The organism is Rhizobium sp. ZX09, from assembly GCF_017357485.1.
In the GTDB taxonomy this organism is placed as follows: Bacteria; Pseudomonadota; Alphaproteobacteria; order Rhizobiales; family Rhizobiaceae; genus Agrobacterium; species Agrobacterium pusense.
This window is the reverse complement of the sequence record NZ_CP031364.1, coordinates 2120961-2141751: the sequence shown is the minus strand read 5'-3', so window position 1 is coordinate 2141751 and position 20791 is coordinate 2120961. Positions and strand designations below refer to the sequence as shown.

At 59.7% G+C, this 20791-nt stretch carries 18 protein-coding genes; 10 read left to right on the top strand and 8 right to left on the bottom strand.

Features of this window, described 5'->3' with window-relative positions:
- The first annotated feature begins 48 nt into the window (after positions 1 to 48).
- The 8 genes from BTN45_RS26665 to BTN45_RS24410 all read left to right on the top strand — a co-directional run bounded on the left by BTN45_RS26665 (position 49) and on the right by BTN45_RS24410 (position 8412).
- Positions 49 to 177 carry a hypothetical protein gene (locus BTN45_RS26665; protein ID WP_281434758.1) on the top strand — a complete coding sequence of 43 codons (129 nt, stop codon included), beginning with the start codon at positions 49 to 51 and terminating at the stop codon, positions 175 to 177.
- Positions 178 to 631: 454 nt separating this feature from the next.
- The gene (locus BTN45_RS24440) at positions 632 to 1015 is read left to right on the top strand and encodes an ester cyclase (RefSeq protein ID WP_207591645.1); all 384 of its coding nucleotides are present in this window, start codon (positions 632 to 634) and stop codon (positions 1013 to 1015) included.
- Positions 1016 to 1223: 208 nt separating this feature from the next.
- On the top strand, positions 1224 to 1883 hold the full coding sequence (locus BTN45_RS24435; RefSeq protein WP_006700639.1) for an outer membrane protein: 660 nt from the start codon (positions 1224 to 1226) through the stop codon (positions 1881 to 1883).
- 1165 nt (positions 1884 to 3048) lie between these two features.
- Positions 3049 to 4611 (top strand): ABC transporter substrate-binding protein, encoded by a 1563-nt coding sequence (locus BTN45_RS24430; RefSeq protein ID WP_207591644.1) that lies wholly within the window; start codon positions 3049 to 3051, stop codon positions 4609 to 4611.
- Between the two features lie 42 nt (positions 4612 to 4653).
- A complete protein-coding gene (locus BTN45_RS24425; RefSeq protein ID WP_207591642.1) occupies positions 4654 to 5634 on the top strand; it encodes an ABC transporter permease in 981 nt (326 codons plus the stop codon).
- Positions 5631 to 6464, top strand: coding sequence for an ABC transporter permease (locus BTN45_RS24420; protein ID WP_207591641.1), 834 nt, complete (start codon positions 5631 to 5633; stop codon positions 6462 to 6464). The genes BTN45_RS24425 and BTN45_RS24420 overlap by 4 nt, the downstream gene beginning before the upstream one ends.
- Complete coding sequence (locus BTN45_RS24415) at positions 6461 to 7438, top strand: ABC transporter ATP-binding protein (protein WP_207591640.1); 978 nt, start codon at positions 6461 to 6463, stop codon at positions 7436 to 7438. The genes BTN45_RS24420 and BTN45_RS24415 overlap by 4 nt, the downstream gene beginning before the upstream one ends.
- On the top strand, positions 7435 to 8412 hold the full coding sequence (locus tag BTN45_RS24410) for an oligopeptide/dipeptide ABC transporter ATP-binding protein (protein WP_207591638.1): 978 nt from the start codon (positions 7435 to 7437) through the stop codon (positions 8410 to 8412). The genes BTN45_RS24415 and BTN45_RS24410 overlap by 4 nt, the downstream gene beginning before the upstream one ends.
- Here the strand turns inward: BTN45_RS24410 and BTN45_RS24405 are convergent.
- Positions 8394 to 9200, bottom strand: a complete 807-nt coding sequence (locus BTN45_RS24405) for a PhnD/SsuA/transferrin family substrate-binding protein (RefSeq protein WP_207591627.1) — start codon at positions 9198 to 9200, stop codon at positions 8394 to 8396. The genes BTN45_RS24410 and BTN45_RS24405 overlap by 19 nt on opposite strands.
- Positions 9201 to 9289: 89 nt before the next feature.
- Between BTN45_RS24405 and BTN45_RS24400 the strand changes: the two genes are divergently transcribed.
- The gene (locus BTN45_RS24400) at positions 9290 to 10906 is read left to right on the top strand and encodes an FAD-binding protein (RefSeq protein WP_207591626.1); all 1617 of its coding nucleotides are present in this window, start codon (positions 9290 to 9292) and stop codon (positions 10904 to 10906) included.
- Positions 10906 to 11226 (top strand): ferredoxin family protein, encoded by a 321-nt coding sequence (locus tag BTN45_RS24395; RefSeq protein ID WP_207591624.1) that lies wholly within the window; start codon positions 10906 to 10908, stop codon positions 11224 to 11226. The genes BTN45_RS24400 and BTN45_RS24395 overlap by 1 nt, the downstream gene beginning before the upstream one ends.
- A 120-nt stretch (positions 11227 to 11346) precedes the next feature.
- On the opposite strand, the gene BTN45_RS24390 is transcribed toward BTN45_RS24395, so the two are convergent.
- The 7 genes from BTN45_RS24390 to BTN45_RS24360 are packed head-to-tail and all read right to left on the bottom strand — an operon-like array spanning position 11347 to position 20630.
- Positions 11347 to 12669 carry an NtaA/DmoA family FMN-dependent monooxygenase gene (locus BTN45_RS24390; RefSeq protein ID WP_207591622.1) on the bottom strand — a complete coding sequence of 441 codons (1323 nt, stop codon included), beginning with the start codon at positions 12667 to 12669 and terminating at the stop codon, positions 11347 to 11349.
- A 59-nt stretch (positions 12670 to 12728) separates the two neighbouring features.
- A complete protein-coding gene (locus tag BTN45_RS24385; RefSeq protein WP_207591620.1) occupies positions 12729 to 14375 on the bottom strand; it encodes an ABC transporter ATP-binding protein in 1647 nt (548 codons plus the stop codon).
- The gene (locus tag BTN45_RS24380; RefSeq protein ID WP_207591617.1) at positions 14372 to 15244 is read right to left on the bottom strand and encodes an ABC transporter permease; all 873 of its coding nucleotides are present in this window, start codon (positions 15242 to 15244) and stop codon (positions 14372 to 14374) included. The genes BTN45_RS24385 and BTN45_RS24380 overlap by 4 nt, the downstream gene beginning before the upstream one ends.
- Positions 15241 to 16257 (bottom strand): ABC transporter permease, encoded by a 1017-nt coding sequence (locus BTN45_RS24375; RefSeq protein ID WP_207591614.1) that lies wholly within the window; start codon positions 16255 to 16257, stop codon positions 15241 to 15243. Before BTN45_RS24375 ends, BTN45_RS24380 begins: the two co-directional genes overlap by 4 nt.
- Positions 16258 to 16297: 40 nt before the next feature.
- Complete coding sequence (locus BTN45_RS24370; RefSeq protein WP_207591612.1) at positions 16298 to 17920, bottom strand: ABC transporter substrate-binding protein; 1623 nt, start codon at positions 17918 to 17920, stop codon at positions 16298 to 16300.
- 52 nt (positions 17921 to 17972) lie between these two features.
- Complete coding sequence (locus BTN45_RS24365; RefSeq protein ID WP_207591610.1) at positions 17973 to 19592, bottom strand: ABC transporter substrate-binding protein; 1620 nt, start codon at positions 19590 to 19592, stop codon at positions 17973 to 17975.
- 36 nt (positions 19593 to 19628) lie between these two features.
- On the bottom strand, positions 19629 to 20630 hold the full coding sequence (locus BTN45_RS24360) for an MsnO8 family LLM class oxidoreductase (protein WP_207591608.1): 1002 nt from the start codon (positions 20628 to 20630) through the stop codon (positions 19629 to 19631).
- Positions 20631 to 20791 lie beyond the last annotated feature (161 nt).

The window sequence follows — 20791 nt, the reverse complement described above, 5'->3', positions numbered from 1 at the left end:
TAACCATACCGGACCACCCTTCTCTAACAGCAACGATGGAGGTTGGCTTTGGCTTACGACTGGGACCGCAATGAACGCGACGGCCGGTTCGATGAACTGGCGGCAGGACTGATATTCTTCACAATAATCACCCTTCTTCTGGTGTCGGCTTATCTGGTAACGGGCCTTGCCGCATAGGTAGGGCGTGCTTCTGTCTCGCCGCCGCAGGGCGGCGAAGACCCGGCGACGACCTGTTCACCAAAGACCGTTGCTTCGCCCTACCGAGCCCTTCACGCTGCTTACAAGGCGATCCTGTTCCTTTCCTCCTGAAGCGGCCTCTTGCGCGTCTTCGGCCGCAGCAGGCGCATACGCGACTGCGGCTCAATCACAGACCAGCAAGGCTGGATCAGTTCACGCAGCATGCGCCGTAGTTCCGGCCAGGGGTCTCTTCCTTGCGAAGCTCCGGATCATACATCAACAGCACGCAATGAAGCTTGGCGGCGATATCGTGGATGCAATAGGGCTGCAGCGAAATCAGGACACGTCTCGAGGCACAGTTCGCTGTCGCAACGGACCGCGAGCGTCGCGCAAACTGCTGACTTAGACCCCGGCGCCGGAGCAGGCTTGACCTTTGATCGATTCGGAGAAACACATGCCGACACTTCAGGACATCTATCTGGCTTACCTCGACTGCCTCAACCGTCAGGCCTTCGACGAACTCGGCACCTTCGTTGACGATACAGTCGAACACAACGGCCGACCATTCGGGCTGTCGGGCTATCGCGACATGCTGGAAAACGACTTTGCCGACATTCCCGACCTGCGGTTCGAGGCAGAGATCCTTGTCAGTGACGCGACACGGGTTGCCGCCCGGCTTTCGTTCGATTGCACGCCCAAATCCACCTTCATGAGCCTTCCGGTCAATGGCAGGAGGGTTCAGTTCTGCGAGCATGTGTTCTACGAATTTGAGCACATGAAAATCCGCAGGGTCTGGTCGGTCATCGACAAGCCCGCAATCGAACGTCAGCTTGGCTGAGAGCCCTGGCCTTGCAAAGACATCGGCGGCCAGCAAAGGTCCGTAAAATTACCCTGACGCGCGCGAGCGCAAGCGACTTCCCACCGCGCCCGGGCAGCCTCGAATTTATGCAGACCGCTGCACGGATCGCAGGCGTTGCACAAAAGTTACATCATTTTTCAGGCAAAAAGCATATGAATGATCTCTCATGTAAGGGAGTTCAGAGACTATGAAGAAAATCGTATCGACTATCGCATTCGTGCTCGCGGCATCGACTGCAATGGCGGCCGATGCCGTATCAGAAGTTCCTGCAGCCCCGGCAGCAGAGGTTGCGCCGCTGTTCAGCTGGACCGGATTTACCGCCGGTGTGCAGGCTGGTTACGGTTGGAACAACAATGACGCTTCGATCGTCGGCCTTCCCGGCGAAACGTCCGCAGACTTCGACGGCGCTCTCGCCGGCGGTTTCGTCGGCTTCAACTATGACCTTGGCAACAGCTGGGTCGTTGGCCTTGAGGCTGACTTCGAAAAGAACTGGGGCGATGATTCCGCCACCATTCTCGGCACGGGCTTTGACTACGGGTTTGACTGGCAGGGTTCGGTTCGTGGCCGCGTCGGCTACGCATTTGACCGTGCCCTGGTATACGGTACCGCAGGCTGGGCCTATGCTCGCGGCTACGCGGAAGTTCCGGGCATTGCCGACGTGAAGGAAACCTTCAACGGCTACACCGTCGGCGTTGGTCTCGACTATGCATTTACCGACATGGTATTCGGACGCGTTGAGTACCGTTACACCGACTTCGGCGACAAGGATTTCAGCTTCGGTGGCTCTGCTATCAATGCGGATGTCGACCAGCATGCAATCCGCGTCGGCCTCGGCGTGAAGTTCTGATACAACGGACAGCAACAGCAAAAGCCCGGCCATCGTGCCGGGCTTTTTTCGTTATGGACAATGACTGATCATGCTGGTTAGGTTAGGTTAGGTCCGGACCGGACCGGACCAGGCCTGACACGCTCCTTCTACCGCCGGCAACGTTCAACCAGTCTCATCCGTAGTTCTCCCGTTGAGCAACTCCTCAAGCAGTTTTCGATCGTCACGTCGTGCCATCTCTGACAGGTGACGCCCCAAGATCCCGCAAAATCTGCGCGTCCGATTCCGCGATTGCTTTCCGAAGTTCGCTGATCACCCACGTGCCCGGCAGCATCTTGCGTCGTACATCAAGTCGTTGTTCCTGAGGCGCCAGCCTTGCCGCCAGCGAACGCTTGCGTGCCTCCAGCTCCTGGATGCGACGGCAACCGGTTTACGCGCCATCACGGGTTTCTTCGTACGCTGCGCTGCCATTCTTCTCCGCCTGCCTCACGCTCACCAGATGACCGCCCCCGTCACAGCGTCTGAGGTTGACGACCGGGCAAGCCTCAACGAAACCGCCCGGTCCTGCAAATCCGAAGTGGCGCCGATCAAGGCCCATGCACGGCAAACCAGAAACCGAGCGTTGCCAGAGGTGACCAGCCAGCCTCATTACTGCCGGCAGCCACAGTCTCTTTGATCATCATCTGCATTTCTTAAGGCCTCGTCGGAAACATCTGTTTCCCTGCCGGCCATTTGCTCTGCCTCTACCATTATGGCGACGATCAGCACTGCCAGCCTTGGGCTTTCCTGGCCTTTTTCGGTGCCAGTATTTTGCCGGGTACCCCTCGTCCACCGCGACGAAGCCGCCATAGATGAGGCCTGCCTAGGCCACGGTCTGCCGCTCGATTCGAGCTATGAGTGTAGGATTGGCAGACGAGGCGAAGATATCAGGAAACGTAAGACGGGACATGTATGAGGTTACAACCGAGACAGGTTCGCGCGCCACTATAGAACCCGGCGCACACGGCCGCGCCGCACGGCTTTGCATCGCAGACGACAAAAAGGGAAAAATGGTTTTGCAACAGAACTCCAGGGAAAATATTTATTCTATAAATATTGTAGATTATTCGCTTTAATCCCTCCATCGAATTGATGAGCGCTACCCATCCTTTTGGCTGGCGGGCGCTTTATACCGGAGGGCCTCTTCTTGACATTTAACACTACACGCCGGCAGGTGCTCGTCGGCGGCGCGTCCATTGCAGGTCTCGTCGCTTTTGGGGGCGTCCATCCAGTCTTTGCCAATGCCGACCGATCCAGGATTGTCGTCCGCGTCGAGAAGGACCTTTCAAATCTCGATCCGGCCAACCGCTCCGGCCCGATCGATCTCAATGTCCTGTGGTCAGTGCAGCAGGGGCTGATCTCTTTCAAGCCGGGCTCGACGGACTGGGAACTCGATGCTGCCGAACAACTGGAACAGGTGAGCGACACCGAAATCCGCTTCAAACTGCGCAGTGGCCTTACCTTTACCGGCGGTTATGGCGAACTGACCGCCGAAGACGTGAAATTTTCCTTCGAACGTTTCCTGAAACCCGATGCCGAAGGCAAACCCGTTACCTATGCCAAAGACTGGTCCGCTCTTGACCGCGTAGAGGTCACAAGCCCACTCGAAGGCCGCATTATCCTGAAGCAGCCGGCGCCGGCGCTCTATACGATCGCACTGGCCGATGGATCTGGCCGCATCATCTCCAGGAAGGCGTTCGAAGCGCTGGGCAAGGACATTGCCACGAAACTGATCGGCAGCGGCCCCTACGTTCTCAAGGAATGGGTTCCGCGCGAGCATTTCACCCTGGAAATCAACCCCGACTACAAGGGCCCGATCAAGCCACACTTCCAGCAGATCGTCGGCAAACCCATCGGGGAACAAAAGACGTCTGAAATCGCCTTCCGGTCCGGCGAGATCGACTTTACAGCGATCGATCCGGAGAGCGGCAAGGCCCTCGCGAACCTGCCGGATGCCAGCGTGACGGAAATTCCCGCCATCGACTATGTGTGGTTCGGCCCGAATGTCGAGAAGGCTCCCTTCAACGACATCCGAGTGCGTCAGGCGATCCGTTATGCCGTCGACATCGACGCGATCCTGCAGGGCGCCTATTCCGGTATCTATCCGCGCGCCAATTCGCTACTGGCGCCAAGCCTGCTCGGCTACTGGAAAGAAGCCCCGGTCTACGCAAGAGATCTGGAAAAGGCGCAGGCATTGCTTGCCGAAGCCGGTCACGCGAACGGTTTCAAGACCAAGCTTACCATTGAAGCCACGGCACGTTACGAGGCCATCGCCCAGATCATCCAGGCCAACCTCTCCGAAGTCGGTATCGAGGTGGAAATCGAGGCGCTGGAATCCGCCGCCTACTGGGCGCTCGGCAAAAATGACGCCAGCAAGGATCTCGAACTCTCGCTTATCAAATTCAATGGAAAATTCGACCCCGGCTTCCAGACGCAATGGTTCACTTCCGCGCAGGTCGGCCAATGGAACTGGCAACGCTGGAAGAACGCGGAGTACGATGCGCTGCATGAAAAGGGCGGCGTCACGGTCGATCCCGCCGAACGCGAAAAGATTTATATCGAGGCCCAGAAGTTGCTCGACGAATCCGCGGCCTTCATCTGGATCACGCATAATCTCAACGCATTTGCCTCGCGCAAATGGCTGAAGCCCGGTGTTCTTCCGAATGGCAACAACTGGCTCTATACGGCATTCACGGAAGCAACGGCCTGATATTGTGCGCGTTTTTTTCAATGCTGACAGGGATGTGCTGAGGTGAGGAGCACGTCCTTACACATTCATCTGGCCTTCAAGCTCGTCACGGCGCTCCTCGCCGTGGCCGGCTCTGTCGTTTTATTGATGGCGCTAACCCGGCTGATCCCCGGTGACCCTGCAACGGTGATCCTCGGCTCACGCGCAACGCCTGAAGCCGTGTCGGCGCTCAACGCGCGCATCGGTCTCGACAAGCCGTTAATCGAACAGGTATTTACCTTTTTCGGCCGCCTGGTTTCCGGCGATCTCGGTGAAGACGTTTTCAACGGTCGCCCGGTTATTGCGCTTGTTGCAGCCGCCTTGCCGAACACCGTGGCGCTGGCCGTTTCCGCCATGCTCTGCGCCATTGCGCTCGGCGTGCCGCTTGCTCTCGTCTCCGCGCGCTGGCCGGGCGGCAGGATGGACCGGCTCGTCGCGTTCCTGAGCGTCGGTTTCATCTCGACGCCGAGCTTCGTCGTCTCGGTCTTCCTTCTGATGATGTTCTCGGTGAAGCTGAGCTGGTTCCCGGTGCTGGGCGCCGGACAGAGCGGCGATATCGCCGACCAGCTCTGGCATCTCGCCTTACCAACAGCGGCGCTGGCTGCCGGCTGGATCGGCTATATCGCCCGTCTACTGCGCGCCTCGTTGCTCGAGGTACTGGGCGAAAACCAGATCCGCACGTTGCGTGCTTATGGTGTCAGCGAAATCAAAATACTCGTGAAATATGCGCTGAAGCCAGCGATATTGCCCACCGTCGCGGTGCTTGGCATGGGGTTTGGCGAGCTTCTGGGCGGGGCAGTTTTTGCAGAAGTCATTTTCAACCGTCCCGGTCTCGGTTCGTTGATCTATGACGCCATTCGAACCCGCAACTATCCGGTGGTTCAGGGCGGGGTCTTTGTCATCGTGCTGCTTTACATCCTGACCAACCTCCTTGCGGACCTTTCCCAGAGCCTGCTCGATCCGCGTGAGCGCGCCCGGCTCGTATCTGGAAGGCAAGAACAATGACCGTCCTCCACGATCTTTCCCGCCGACCCGGCGGCACTTTCTCGCTGTTTGCCGTCACGCTGCTCTGTCTGGTGGCAATCGCTGCTCCGCTGATCGCGCCCTATGGCCCGAACGCGATCGCGCCGGCCAACCGGTTCATGGACCCGTCGCTGCAACATCTTCTGGGAACCGACCATCTCGGGCGGGACATATTGAGCCGTGTTATCTACGGCGCTCGGATAGCGCTCGGCATTTCTCTCTCCGTCATCGCCATTTCGCTGACAGCGGGTGTCGCGCTTGGCGTGGCTGCCGCGCTTTCCTCACGTGTCGTGGACCTCTTCATCGTCGGCATCTTCGATGTCGTGACCTCGTTTCCAAGCATCATTCTTGCCCTGGCGCTCGTCGCCGTCTTCGGCCCGGGTCTAGGCAACGTCGTCCTGCTTGTCAGTATCGTTTTCATCCCGCATTTCGGCCGGGTCGCCCGCGCCCAGACGATCGCGATCCGCAACAGCCCCTTCATTGAAGCAGAAAGGGTTCTCGGCTCGGAAACGTGGCGGGTGGTCGCGCATCACGTCACGCCCAACATCATCGGTCCGATTTTCGTGCTCGCATGCATGGACATCCCCGTCGTCATCACCATCGAAGCGGGGTTGAGCTTTCTTGGGCTGGGGGTGCGCCCGCCACTGGCAAGCTGGGGCAATCTCCTCAATGACGGCTACACCTATCTCGACCAGTCGGTATGGCTCGCCACCTTTTCCGGCCTGGCGCTGATCCTCGCGACGCTCGGTTTTGCACTTCTCGGTGAAGCACTGCGCGACACGCTCGATCCGAAGCTGAGGAAAAGCCTGTGACAGACGCACTGCTTCTCATCGAAAATCTCAACGTGTCTTACAAGAACGCCGGACACAGCGCGCATATTCTCGACGGCGTCGATATCACTATTGGCCGCGGCCAGTCAGTCGGCCTTGTCGGCGAGAGCGGCAGTGGCAAATCAACTGTCGCCTTCACCCTGCTCGGCCTGCTTGCCGATAATGCGGAAATTTCGGCGGACCGTGCAGCCTTTGACGGGCGCGAGACAGACCTGACACCAGCGGAAACGGCGGGTCTGCGCGGCACCGATATTGCGATTGTTTTTCAAGACCCCATGACTGCTCTGAACGCGATGTTCACGATCGGCACACAGCTTGTCGATATTCAGCGCCGGCGGTTTCCAAAAGAAAGCCGGCGCGCGCTCTGGGCACGGGCGGAAGCGATGCTTTCCGATGTGGGGTTGCAGGATGCCGCCTTGCGCATGCACCGCTATCCGCACGAATTCTCCGGCGGCATGCGGCAACGCGTTGTGATCGCCATGGCGCTTCTGGTCGAACCGAAGCTGCTGATTGCCGACGAACCGACGACCGCACTTGACGCCACGGTCGAAGCGCAGGTCGTGGAGATGCTGCATAGGCTGCGGCAACGCACTGTCGCTTCCATGCTGGTCGTCAGCCACAGCATGGGACTGATCGCAGAACTCTGCGACAGTGTCATCGTAATGTATGCGGGAACGGTGGTGGAAAACGGCCGGGTAGCAGACGTTCTGCATCATCCGAAACATCCTTATACCCGCGCCCTGCTCAACTGCGAGATCGACCCTTACGCCGCCTTCGACCGACTGCAGGATCTTGCCACTATTCCCGGCACCGTTCCCGATCCCGCCCGGCGGCCACACGGTTGCATCTTTGCGCAACGATGTCCTTCCCGACACGACCGGTGCGTGGAAAAGCCGCCACGCCGGCTGGCAAAAACCGGGCAGAGCTTTTCTTGCTGGCTGGAGGCGGCGGCATGACAACCACCCCTGTCCTCTCCCTGAAGAATGCCGTGATCCGCTATGACCGGCTGACCGCCGTTGATGGCGTATCGCTTGATCTGTATTCCGGCGAAACCCTGGGTTTGGTCGGGGAAAGCGGATGCGGAAAATCTTCCCTCGCCCGGGCAATCGTCGGGCTTCAGCCACTTGCCGCAGGAACGCTTTCCGTCGCCGGAGAAACGCTTACCAATGTGACGGCGGCCCGTCGTAAAGGTCTGCAGCGCCGCATTCAGCTCCTGTTCCAAGACCCTGCCGCCTCGCTTTCACCGCGCATGAAGGTCGGCGCACTTTTGGCTGAGCCGCTTAAAATCCGCAAAGTGCATTCCGCCGAGAGCTGGGCGCGCATATCCGCGCTTGCGGAAAGTATCGGTCTCGGCGAACAGCTTCTTTCACGTTATCCGCACCAGTTGAGCGGTGGGCAGGCACGCCGTGTGGCGCTTGTGCGCGCGCTTGCAGCCGAACCCTCGATCATCGTGGCCGATGAACCCACGGCTGGTCTCGACATCTCCATTCAGGGCGAACTGCTCAATCTCCTGCGCGCGCTTCGGGATCGTCTGAAGCTCAGCTATCTGCTCATCTCGCACAATCTCAATGTCGTTGGCCGCGTTACCGATCGTGTCGCCGTGATGTATCTTGGCCAGATCGTTGAGAGCGGGCCGACATCCGATTTGTTTCGCAATCCCGCACATCCCTATACGCAGGCGCTGCTCTCCGCCAACCTTACGCTCGATCCCGGCCGCCGACGTGAACGCATCGTGCTTTCCGGAGAATTGCCAAGCCCCGGCAGCCCGCCTTCCGGCTGCCGTTTCCACAAACGCTGTCCGCTGGCGCGTCCCCGCTGTTCAAGCGAAGTGCCATCGCTTGTTCCTGCCGGTTCATTCGGCCGTAGCGTCGCCTGTCATTTCCCGCTCATGGCGGACGCCGACGCCATGCCTCAGGCGATTACGGGGTAACCATGACGCGCAGCATCCCGATCGAGCTCAGCCAACACCTCATAATCGGCGTCTCCAAGCAGACTGATGCCACGCAACGAAAGCGCATCGCAGATGCCGGCAAGCTCGGGATCGGCGATGGTCTCCGCCAGTGCCCGCCGCAAAATGACCAGCTGCCTGGCCGGTGTCGCCGCAGACGTGATGAAAGGCAGGCCTGGTCCCTTCGCCGTTTCGGCAAGGATGCGCACGCCTGCGACGCGCTGCGGATCGAAGCGCTGCGTATTGCCAAAAGTGACACAATCTATGGAAGCGACATCGGCCTCGCCCTTCGAAACCACATCGATGCTCGCCAGATGACCGCCGGTTTCCTGTACCGAGGAAAAAAACCGGCCATCCCTGGCATACGGCGCGACGAAAGCGCGAAAGAGGTTGTAACCGGAGTTGCTGCCCGGCTCGTTGATGGCAGCTCGGGCGCCCCGCAGCTCCTCGATCGACTGGACCGGCGACGACGCCTTGACGATGATGAAGCTGCATTTGAGCGGACCGTCGCAGCCGGGAAGGTTGTAGACGGGGGTCGCCACCAGTTGCACCTTGCCACGCAGGCGCTGCACGTAGGGATATCCACAGGTCTGACCGAACACCAAGTCGGGCCGCAACCAGGCCTCGTCGTAGCGGATCTCCTCGTCCAGCGCCCGGGGCGCATCAACTCCAGCGGCGCGAAGGCGTGTACCGAGCGCAACCCAGAACAACGCCGTCGCTTCGCTGACCGGCGAAGGACTGGCATACATGGCAAGGCTTGCGAGCGACATCGGGGAAACTCCAGGAAAACAATTCAAAAACCTATGCAATACATAGATTTAAAGTGCAATTCGATTTCTTCGTTGAAAGGATGCCCGCCATGAGCATGCCCCTGCAAGATACTCGCTTTCTGCCCTCGAATACCGCCGGCGATAGCTGCGATGTGCTCGTCATCGGCGGCGGACCGGCTGGCTGCTGGGCAGCGTTAGAGGCGGCCGGCACAGGAGCAAACGTTGTTCTGGTGGACAAGGGCTATTGCGGAAGCTCGGGCGCAACGGCGTCGGCCGGCACCCAGATATGGTATGTACCGCCGGACCCGGCCGCACGCGATGCGGCCATGGCAAGTCGCGAAGCCATGGGCGGCTATCTTTCCGAACGCTCTTGGATGGCACCGGTCCTCGACAAGACGTTCGAAAGCGTCAACCGGCTGGCGGACTGGGGCTATCCCTTCCCACGCGACGACGGCGGCGAGCAGCAGCGCATCTCCGTTCAGGGACCCGAATATATGCGGCTTTTACGCCGCCGGGTGAAAAGCGCCGGTGTGACCATTCTCGATCACCACCCCGCGACCAAACTGCTGACCGAGGGTACGCGCGTTGTCGGTGCAACCGGCGTGCGCCGGCAGCAAGGCGGGCAGTGGCACATCGCCGCCGGGGCGGTGGTGCTGGCAACGGGCGGCTGCGCCTTCATGAGCAAGGCGCTCGGCTGTGATGTCCTGACCGGGGATGGCTATTTGATGGGCGCTGAGGTCGGCGCCGAACTCTCCGGTATGGAGTTCTCGTCGGCCTATGCGATTTCGCCGGCTTTTGCGTCAATCACCAAGACGGCGCTCTACCGGTTCGCGCAGTTCTATCGCAAGGACCATAGTCTGATTGAAGGCGCGGGTTCGGCGCGGGGAAGATCGATCATCGCCCGCACCCTGCTCTCACAACCCGTCTATGCCCGGCTGGACCTTGCCGGAACCGACGAGGTGAAGGCGATACTGCGACGCGCCCAGCCGAATTTCTTCGTGCCCTTTGATCGCCGCGGCATTGATCCCTTCGCCGAGTTCTTTGAGATCAAGCTTCGACTGGAGGGCACGGTGCGCGGCACCGGTGGGCTGCGGCTGACCGGCCTCGACTGCGCAACGACGGTTGCCGGCCTTTATGCAGCTGGCGACAACGCCACGCGCGAGCCAATCTGTGGTGGTTTTACCGGCGGCGGCAGCCACAATGCAGCCTGGGCAATTTCCACGGGCGCTTTCGCCGGCGCCTCGGCCGCAGCCTTCGCCCGCGAAAAGGCGGGGCTATCGGGAAATGATCTTCCGCAACCCACCATGCCAACCGCAGCACGCAGGGAGACCGTTGATCCCGAGGCTATCATCAAGGCAGTGCAGGACGAAGTCTTTCCTCTCGAAATCAATTATTTCCGCACGCATGCCGGCCTTTCGGCAGCATTGACGCGGCTTGACGCGCTTTGGGTAGAGGCCGCCGCCGCTACCGTTACCGACGAAAGCCAGATACTGTCGCTGCATCAGGCGCAGGCCATGATAGCGACTGCGCGCTTCATGTATCGCGCGGCCTTGGCGCGCACGGAAACGCGCGGCATGCACCGACGCGACGATTTTCCGAAGCAGGATCCTGCCCAGCATCACCGGCTCATTCTCAGCGGCCTCGATGCAATCGCCATCCGGCGGGAAACCATAGATCCTGGCATTCACAAGGAGGCAGCTGAATAATGATCGAGGTTCTGGATAAAGACGCCTGCACGGACTGCAATCTCTGCGTTCAGGTCTGCCCCACCAACGTGTTTGAGGCAATGCCGGAAGGCCCGCCCATCATTTTGCGGCAGGATTCGTGCCAGACCTGTTTCATGTGCGAGGCCTATTGCCCGGTGGATGCGCTTTACGTCGACCCGGATGCCGAGGCCGTACAGGGCCTCACCCTCGAGAGCGTGAAGGCGAGCAATCTCTTCGGCAGTTACCGAAAGGCCATTGGCTGGCACAAGGAAACGCGTTACCGCCGCCACATCGACGATCACTTTCGCCTTCCGCAATAACGCCTGACGCGTTGCCAGTCGCTCCGATAAATAATCTTCGGGATATATTAGACGTGGGAAAACCAGCCCGCCATCATCGTGGCGGGCTGGTTGTGTTCATGTCGTCCATTCTGACGGTGGCTAGGCGGTTCGTGATCCCGCAACGTCATGCGATACGGCAAATCCGGGTAACTGCAGATTGGCTCGAAAGTCGTCGCCCACATAATCCGTATCGATTATGGCGCGACGACGCAGTTCCGGCAGAAGTCCGTTGACAAGCAGGTCTTCCTGCTCCGGGTTGCCAAATCCATGAAGCGAGAGCACGTCAAGAATTCCCGCCCGATAGCGTTCCTCAATGGCGTCGGCGAGTTGTTCAGGTGTACCCGCCACGGACCAGTGCCCGGTTTCCTGCGCCTGGACGATAAGCTCTCTCAACGACAGCCCCTGTTTGGCGTATCGGCGGAAAACTTCCACCCGGCCGCGCCGGCGGTTGATGCTCGTCACATCGGGCAGCAGCCTATCCGGCAGAGGTTGATCGAGCGGCAGGTCAGACAGGTCGAGATCGCCACCCAGCATGTCGGCAAGTTTCAGGCGCCCCTGTTCATAATCGATACGCTCGTGCTTTTCCTTCAGCCGTCGTGCGACATCCGCGTCGGACTCGCCAATGACCGAATGGAAGGAGTTCATGATGAAAGGCAGGCCGCCGGCGCGGCCGAAAGCGGTTGCCCGACGGCGCAGTTCGGTTGCAAAGGTAACCGCATCTTCAAAACGCGGCTGCGATGTGTAGACGACTTCGGCGTAACGCGCACCAACGGTAACGCCAGCTTCCGACTGCCCAGCCTGAAACAGCACGGCCCGGCCCTGCGGTAAAGGCGGGACATTGAGCGGTCCCTGCACGTTGAAATATCGACCCTTATAGTCGATCCGGTGAAATTTGGCAGGATCGACCGCCACCGCGCCGGAGGCTTTGCGCTGGGCTGCATCCCGCTCATTGGCATCGTAAAGGGCGTTGACGACCTCGATAAACTCCGCCGCTCGTTCGTAGCGTTCTTCCGGGCTCGGCAATTGCTCACCGAAATTCTCTTCGCCAACCGAAGAGGTAACCGCGTTCCAGCCTGCCCTGCCGCCACTGAGATGGTCCAGCGTGCCGATCTGACGCGCAAGATTAAAGGGATGGTGGAACGTGGTGGAAATCGTGGCAATCAAACCAATCCGTGACGTTGCCTGGCTGAGCGCCGACAAGGTGACGACCGGTTCCTGAATACCGGCCGTGCCAGCCAGTCCGGCGGGATCGATATGGAGAAGATCGGCGGTGAACAGCCCTGTGATCTTTTCGGCCTCAGCCTTCTTGGCAAGTTCTACGGCGCGTTTGATGCCGGTCGTTGCATCGGCGTCGTTAGATGCGGCAATCACGCTGCTGGCACCTGTCAGCGTTTTCAGACGTCGGGGTCGGCTAAGCGCCATGATCGTTTCCTCTTCAATGCTGTGTCGTATTTGTCTCGGCTGGCAGGCAACCGGCGGATTTATGCAAGTGCTGGAACGGCATCGATCAGTTTTCGTGTGTAACCGTGCCGTGGAGCGGAAAATACCTCGCCAACCTCACCGCTTTCGACGATCCGGCCGTCCTTCATCACCAGCACCCGGTCCGTCAGGTGACGCACGACACCGAGATCATGGGAGATGAACAGCAGCGATGTTCCCGACGCCGCCTGAAGTTCCGCGAGGAGATCGAGAACCTGGGCCTGGACCGAAACGTCAAGCGCGCTCACCGGCTCATCGGCGACGAGAAGGCGCGGACGCGGCGCGAACGCCCTGGCAATGGCCACGCGCTGACGCTGGCCGCCTGAAAGCTCGCGGGGGTAACGGGTGAGAAAATCACCGCTCAGCCGGACGGCTTCGAGAACCTCCAGCACACGGTCTCGACGCTCGGTACCGCGAAGGCCGGTGACATCGAGGCTCTCGCCAACGATTTTTTCCACGGTATAGCGCGGGTCAAACGAACTGAAAGCGTCCTGGGCGATCAATTGCATGCTGCTGCGGCGGGATTTGCGCAGGCTCTCGGCCACATTGCTCCACCGCTCACCCTCGATGAAAACCTCGCCATTTTCGGGCTCAACCAGTCCGAGGACCATTTTGGCCACGGTGGTTTTTCCAGAGCCGGACTCACCGACGATACCGAGTGCTTCCCCCGCCGAAAGATCGAAGGATACATCATTGACGACAGGCGCATTTTCCGGCCCACCGTAATGCTTGACGAGATTGTGCACTGACAGCACGTGCTTGCCCCGATGGACCGTTCTCAGCGGCAGCGGCACACGGTGCGCAACCGGCGTTCCCTTACCGTCGACCGGCGGCGAGACCGTTGCCGAAAGCCGATAGCCTTTCGATCCAGCCGACGGCACGGCATCAAGCAATTGCCGCGTATACGGATGCTTCGGCCGATTCAGCAACTCCAGTGTTGCCCCTTCCTCGACAATGCGACCCTCGTTCATCACCAGAACCCGGTCGGCAAGACGCGAAACCACGGCCAGGTCATGGCTGATCAACAACAGTGTGTGCCCGGCTTTCCGGCGTTCGGCCAGGAGGTCGAGAATTTGCTTCTGCACTGTCGCATCAAGCGCTGTGGTCGGCTCATCGGCGATCAGCAGCGACGGATTGCGAGCGATCGCTGTCGCGATCAAGGCGCGCTGCCGCAATCCACCGGAGAGCTGGTGGGGATATTGCCGCAAGCGCCGGACGGGATCGGGAATGCCGACCGATTGCAGCAGCGCGTGGCTGTCGAAACCTTCAGGGGCGCGGGTAAACAGCGTCCGACGACCCGCGGCATCCGAAAGCTGCTGCGAAATACGGCGCAACGGATCGAGAGAAACCAGTGCGTCCTGCAAGACGAAGCCGATCTTGTGCCCGCGGAGACGCCGCCAGTCAGCTTCGCGATGGCCGAGCACATTTTCCCCCGCTATCTCGAATGTGTCAGCGGTCACCCTGGCAGTATTTCCGGCAAGCCCGATCAGGGAACGGGCCGTGACCGATTTCCCCGAACCGGATTCCCCGACAAGCGCAACGGTCTCGCCGCGGTGGATGGCAATATCGATCCCGTGCACAACGGTATTTTCGCGATCCCCCTGCGCAAAACCGATCTTCAGATTACGCACTTCCACCAGCCGCGTCATGCCTGCCTCCTGCCTTCAAATGCGAGTTGCCAGCGCTTTCCAAGAATGCTGATGGCGATGACGGTGAGTGTGATGGCAAGGCCCGGCCAGATACCGATCCACCACGCGACACGCAGATAGTTGCGCGCCTCCGCCAGCATTGCACCCCATTCCGGCGTCGGCGGCTGCGGCCCCATGCCCAGAAAGCTGAGGCCCGCCGCCTGAATGATGGTCGAGCCGAGGCCGATCGTCGCCAGAATGGGTACCTGGGCTATCGCATGTGGCAGGATGTGCCGGCTGACCAGCGTGAAGCGGCTGAGGCCAAAGGTTTTCGCCTGCTCCACGTAGCCGCTCCTGGCGATGACGAATGTCTGCGCGCGCACGACGCGGGCAAAACGCGGTACGGAGGCGACACCGAGTGCGAAGATCAGATTGACCGTTCCCGGCCCGGTAAACGAGATCAGCACCAACGCGAGGAGCAAATCCGGAAAGGACGACACGACATCGAGGAACCGCGATATGAGTTCGTCGATTGCCCCGCGTGCCAGACCGGCAACCAGCCCGAGAAGGGAGCCAGCCAGCGCGGCGATGGCGATGGCGCTGACACCGATCAGGATCGAATAACGGGCGCCATAGACAACCCGTGAAAAGACATCACGGCCCAGATGATCGGTTCCGAACCAATGGTCGACTGAAGGCGGCAGCTGCGCCTTGAGCGGGTCTGCCAGAAGGGGATCGGCGGCGGTCACGAGATGCGGCCATAGGGTTGCCACCGCCACAAAAAGCAGGAACAGCGAAGAGAGGATGAGCGCCGGCCTTGTAAGCAGCGCCGCTACCGCCTGCCGCAAACGACCGGTTGCGGACACCGGAGCATCGTAGGAAATGCTCATGACCTCGTCCTCCCGCCCTCATTGCGCAATCTGGGATCAAGCAAAAGGTACAGAATATCCACGAGCGTGCTCATCAGCACGTAGATGAGCGCGGAAAGGATGGCGACCGCCAGCACAACCGGCATATCATGGGCAAGAACGGCATCAACCGTGATCCGTCCAAGCCCTGGCCGCCCGAATACCGCTTCGGTGATGACGGCGCCGGACAGGAGATTGCCGACCAGCCAGCCCGCAAGGGTCACGGTCGGCAGGGCGGCGTGGCGCAAACCGTGACGCAGCCTGAGAACGAGATTGCTGGCGCCCCAGCTGCGAACGGTCAGCGCAAAGGGCTCCTCAAGCGCGCGCTCCAGACCTTCCCGCAACACCTGGCCGAGGACTGCCCCGAGCGACAGGCCCAGTGACAGCGCCGGAAGCACCAGTGCCGACAGGTTGCGGTCTCCGGACACCGGGAAGATTTTGAACGTGAATGAAAAGATGTAAAGCAGCAGGATGCCCAGCCAGAATGTCGGCGTGGAAATCAGGGTCAGCTCAAGACCGCCTGCAATGCTGCGCGCGACGGGTTTGCCGGCGGTTAAGACGGCGCTCGCAACGGCGAAGATGATGGCCACTGCAAGCGCGGCGGCTGTCAGCTTCAGGGTTGGCAGCATCTGCGTTGTGACGAGGCTCGATATATCGGTTTGCAGGATATAGGAACGGCCGAAATCACCGTGCAGCAATCGCGTCAGATAAGCGAGATATTGCTCGGGGATGGACTGATCCAGTCCCCACTCCGAGCGGATGGCGGCTTCGATTTCCGGGGTGCGGATCTGTTCGCCGATCAACAGGCTGACAATATCTCCGGGCGCAAGCTGTATGCTGATGAAACTCAGCGTCACCGCCGCCCACAGGACAAGTATGCCGGAGCCGACGCGGCCGAGAACCTGCAACAGCAGGCCACTTCGCCGCCGGAAACGTCCCCGGCGGAAAAGGGACGCCGGCGCCTGGCCCAGCGATGTCACGTTATCAGCGGTCATGGCGTCCACCTTCCGTTTTTATGTTCACCAGCCGGGAAAATTACTCGCTGCGCCACAGGTCATAGGCATTTTCCGGCAATTGCTTGAACGGCCGGAAGGTAATGCCCTTCACATAACTTGCCGCGGCAACCTGGTCTTCGGGCTCGTAGAGCGGAATGGCGTAAGCCTGATCGAGGATCGCGAAACGCTGCAGCTTCGCATAAATCTCGAAACGTTTTTTCTGATCGAGCGTCGATGCAGCCTCGTTCAGCCATTGCGCCAGTTCGGGCGCTTCAGCCCGGCTATAGTTGATGGTGCCACCCTTCTGAAGCGGCAGGTAATGATATTCGATATCGATCGCATCCGTCGGCGTGTTGGAGTTGGCGATTGATCCGAACTGGCCGGTCTTGCGACGATCAGTGTAAGTGCCGGCGTCGACATAGTTGATGGCAAGATCGATACCCGCCACCTGTCGCGCCTGCGCCTGCAAAGCCTGCAAGAGAACGTCGCGCTGGTCACGCACGGTCGCTTGTGCCTGTACGACATCGATGGTCAGGCGCTTGCCATCCTTGATCCGAAAGCCGTCCGCGTCCTTTTCGCTCCAGCCCGCCTCATCCAGCAGCCTGTTGGCCACGCCTGCATCTGCCCCATAGGTCTTCTCTATGCTCTTGTCATAGAATTGCGGATCAATCGGCGAGGTGATGCCCCAGGCGCGCGTGCGTTCGCCGCGATAAACGGCCTTCAGGATCTTGTCGATATCGAGCGAGGCGAGAAGCGCCTTGCGCACTTTCACATCCTGCGTCGGACCCCAGGTGACATTGAGGAAAAGCGAATATGGCGTCCCCGTATTGAGCGCCGTCTGATAGGTGAAGTCTGGATTATCCTTGAAGAGAGCGGCATCGTTGCCCGAAATCCCTTCGATGACGTCAAGCTGGCCGGATGTCAGAGCACCGGTTCTTACCGACGATTCAGGGAGGAACCGATAGGTTATCTGGTCGAGATAGGCCGCACCCTGATGTTTGGCGGTCTTCGGCGCCCAGTTATAGGCCGGGTTCTTTTCGAACTGGATTTCCTGGCCCTTGACGTAACGCTTGAGGATGAAAGGGCCCGTTCCGGCAATCTCTATTCCACCGGACTTGATTTGCGACGATGAGAAGGCAGCCGGTGAAAGGATTTCAAGGCCGGCGACATAATCGAGGAAGGGCGCGTATATATCTTTCAGCGTGAAAGATACCGTATGGTCATCGACGGCTTTCAACTCGGCTATGCGTGAAACTGGCCCGGCACTGACGCTGGCAGAGTAAGCCGGATCTTTGAGTTTTTCGAAATTGGTGATGACCGCCTTCGCGTCGAATTTCTGGCCGTCCGTGAAGCTGACATCGTCGCGCAGCCTGAACGTATAGGTCTTGCCGTCCTCGGAAATGCTGTAGCTCGTTGCAAGCCACGGCACGTATCCACCGTCCGCCGTGCGCGCCAGCAGCGATTCATAGGCGTTTCGCAATAAGAGCTTGGTCTTGTCCTGGCCGTTCAGCTGCGGATTGAGGGTTGCGGGTTCGGTCTCCACGCCCCAGGTCAATGAGCCGCCACGGACCGGTTTCCCCTCGTCCGCCAGGGAAAGGACCGGAAAGGCCGAGATTGCCAGCAACGCAGTGCCTGCAAGAACGAACTGTCTGCGATTAAACATGCATAACTCCATAAAAAATTGAATAGCCGACAGATCAGGCGCTCTGCTGAAGTCAGATATCGTACGCGTTGTCGGGAAGGCGTTTGAACGGTCTGAAGCCGACGCCCTTGACCGCGGCCGCGGCCGCTATCTGGTCATCGGGCACATAAAGCGGCAGACCGAGCGCCTGCTCCACAAGCGCATAGCGCTGCAGTTTCGCGTAGATATCGAAGCGCTTTTTCTGATCGAGAGTGGATGCGGCCTCGTCCAGCCAGGCGGAAATTTCCGGCGCTTCCGTGCGGCTGTAATTGATGGATCCGCCCTTGTCGCGTGGCAGATAGTGAAAATAGATGGTGACGCCATTCTCCTGTGTCGTCGTCGAGTTCGGAATGATGCCGTACTGACCGTCTTTCTGACGGCTCGAATAGGTTCCCGCATCGACATACTGCAAGGCGAGATCAATGCCGGCATGCTGGCGAACCTGCGCCTGCACCGCCTGCAAAAGAATGTCACGCTGGTCACGCACCGTCGATTGCGATTGTACGACCTCAATCGTCAATCGCTTGCCGTCCTTCACGCGGAAACCATCGCCATCGCGAGCGGACCAGCCAGCTTCGTCAAGCAGGCTGTTGGCAAGCTTTGGATCGAAGCCGTAGGCCTTTTCGATACTCTTGTCGTAAAAATCGGTATCCGCCGGGGTAAGAATACCCCAGGCACGCTGACGCTCGCCGCGATAGACTGCCTGCAAAATCTGGTCCACGTCCACCGCCGCCTGGAACGCTTTGCGCACTTTGAGGTCGGCGGTCGGCTGCTGATTGACGTTAAGATAGAGCGTATAGGGCGTGCCGGTATTGATGGCGGTCTGATAGGAAAATTCCGGGTCGTCCCGGAAGAGACCGGCATCGTTACCTGGAATCCCCTCGATCACCTGCACCTGCCCCGAAGACAGGGCACCACTGCGCACGGCCGATTCCGGCAGGAACCGATAGATGACCTCATCCAGATAGGCTGGCCCCTGATGACCTGCGGTCGCCGGCGCCCAATTGTAAGCAGGGTTCCTGACGAAGCGGATTTCCTGGCCCTTGACGTAACGGTCGAGGACGAACGGGCCGGTACCGGCGATACCCGAACCGCCGGATTTGAGTTGCGGTGAAGAGAAAGCCCGTGGCGACAGGATTTCAATTCCCGAGGCACCGTCAAGGAAAGGCGCATAGACGCGCCCGAGCTTGATCACGACCGTATGGTCATCCACTGCCAGCGCTTCGGTAACATGGGAGAGATGACCGGCACTGATGCTGCCGGAATAGGTCGGCTCTTTCAGCTTGGTGAAGTTGAGCGCGACGGCGGCCGCATTGAACTTTTCGCCATCGCTGAACGTCACGTCGTCGCGCAGTATGAACGTATACTGCCTGCCATCATCTGAGATAGAATAACTCCTGGCCAGCCAGGGCGCATAACCGCCATCTGGCGTGCGGGCCAGAAGCGACTCATACGCATTGCGCAGAATGAGCTTGGCCTTTGCCTGTCCGTTCAGATGCGGGTTGAGCGTGCTGGGCTCTGTCTCCACGGCCCAGGTCAGCGACCCGCCGCTTGTTGGCTTCTGCGTGGCGTCACCCGCTGCGAAAGCAACCCGGCTGCTGGCAAAAATGGCTGCGGCACTCGTTGCCAGAATGAAATGACGTCTGGTTACCATATCCAAATCTAATCCTTTGTGCCGAACGGCCTGCAATCACGCGGCGAGAGAGCGGCTGCCTGCCGCCAGATATTCAATCGTCTTCAGACGGTGTGCGCCCTCGGAAATGGGGCACTCAACGATGAATTCGTCGATGCCGTAATGTTGATGCAGTCGAAGCAATTCGGCACGAACCGTGGATGGGGAGCCGCGAAGGATGAGCGGGCTGCGCTCTTCGATGCGATACTGCGTGGCGCCCGCCTGCCGGACATATTCCAGCGCCTGCGCCTCGCTGCCGACATTCACGCCCTGGCCACCTTCGACCTCGACGCGGAAGCGGCGGCCCTCAACCGCAAGCGCCTCTGCGGCCTGATCGGTCTCGGCAACCACCACAGCGACCGCCAGAACCGCCTGTTTGCCGCCCGATGCCCTGAACGCCCCCAGCGCTTCGGAAATCGCCGCCTCATTGCCGTGGATATGACCGGCATAAACGAAGTTCCACCCCAGCCTGCCGGCAAGCCGGCCACTCTCCGGGCTCGCACCCAGAAGAAAGCGTTCTGGCGGCGAAGGCGGCAGAGGGTAAGCCGCAAGCCTGCGCTCGTCTGCGATGTCCGCCTTTCCGTCACCGACAAACAGGTCCAGATCCTCAAGCTGCTGTTCGAAGGAGGGTTTGCGTGCCGGATCATAGGCCCCCTGAAGAGCGCGCGTTGACAGCGGAAGGCCGCCCGGCGCCTTGCCAACGCCAAGATCGACGCGGCCCGGCGCCAGAGCGGACAGCAGCTTGAAGTTTTCAGCGACCTTATAGGCGCTATAGTGCTGCAGCATGACGCCGCCGGAGCCGATATTGATCCGCTGTGTCTGAGCCAACAGGAAGCCGATCAGCACTTCGGGTGACGAGCTCGCCAGCTTCGGCGAGTTATGATGCTCGGCAACCCAGAAGCGACGGAAGCCATGTGCTTCGGCTTTTTGTGCAAGCGCAACAGTGCGCCGCAGCGCCGCCGTCGCGCTTTCATCCTGATCTATCGGGCTTTTGTCGAGGAAACTCAAACCAAAGGTCATCGATACTCCCTGAGGAACCTGTCATTTATTTGATAAAATCTATATTTTTAGTGATGTAATTAATCGAGCAATGATATTTCCTTATTCAGTTGCACAATAAAACATCATGCCGCGCCAAAGCGGTCCGGCTTGCGCCATCCTTCAGCCGCGGCTGAGGCAGG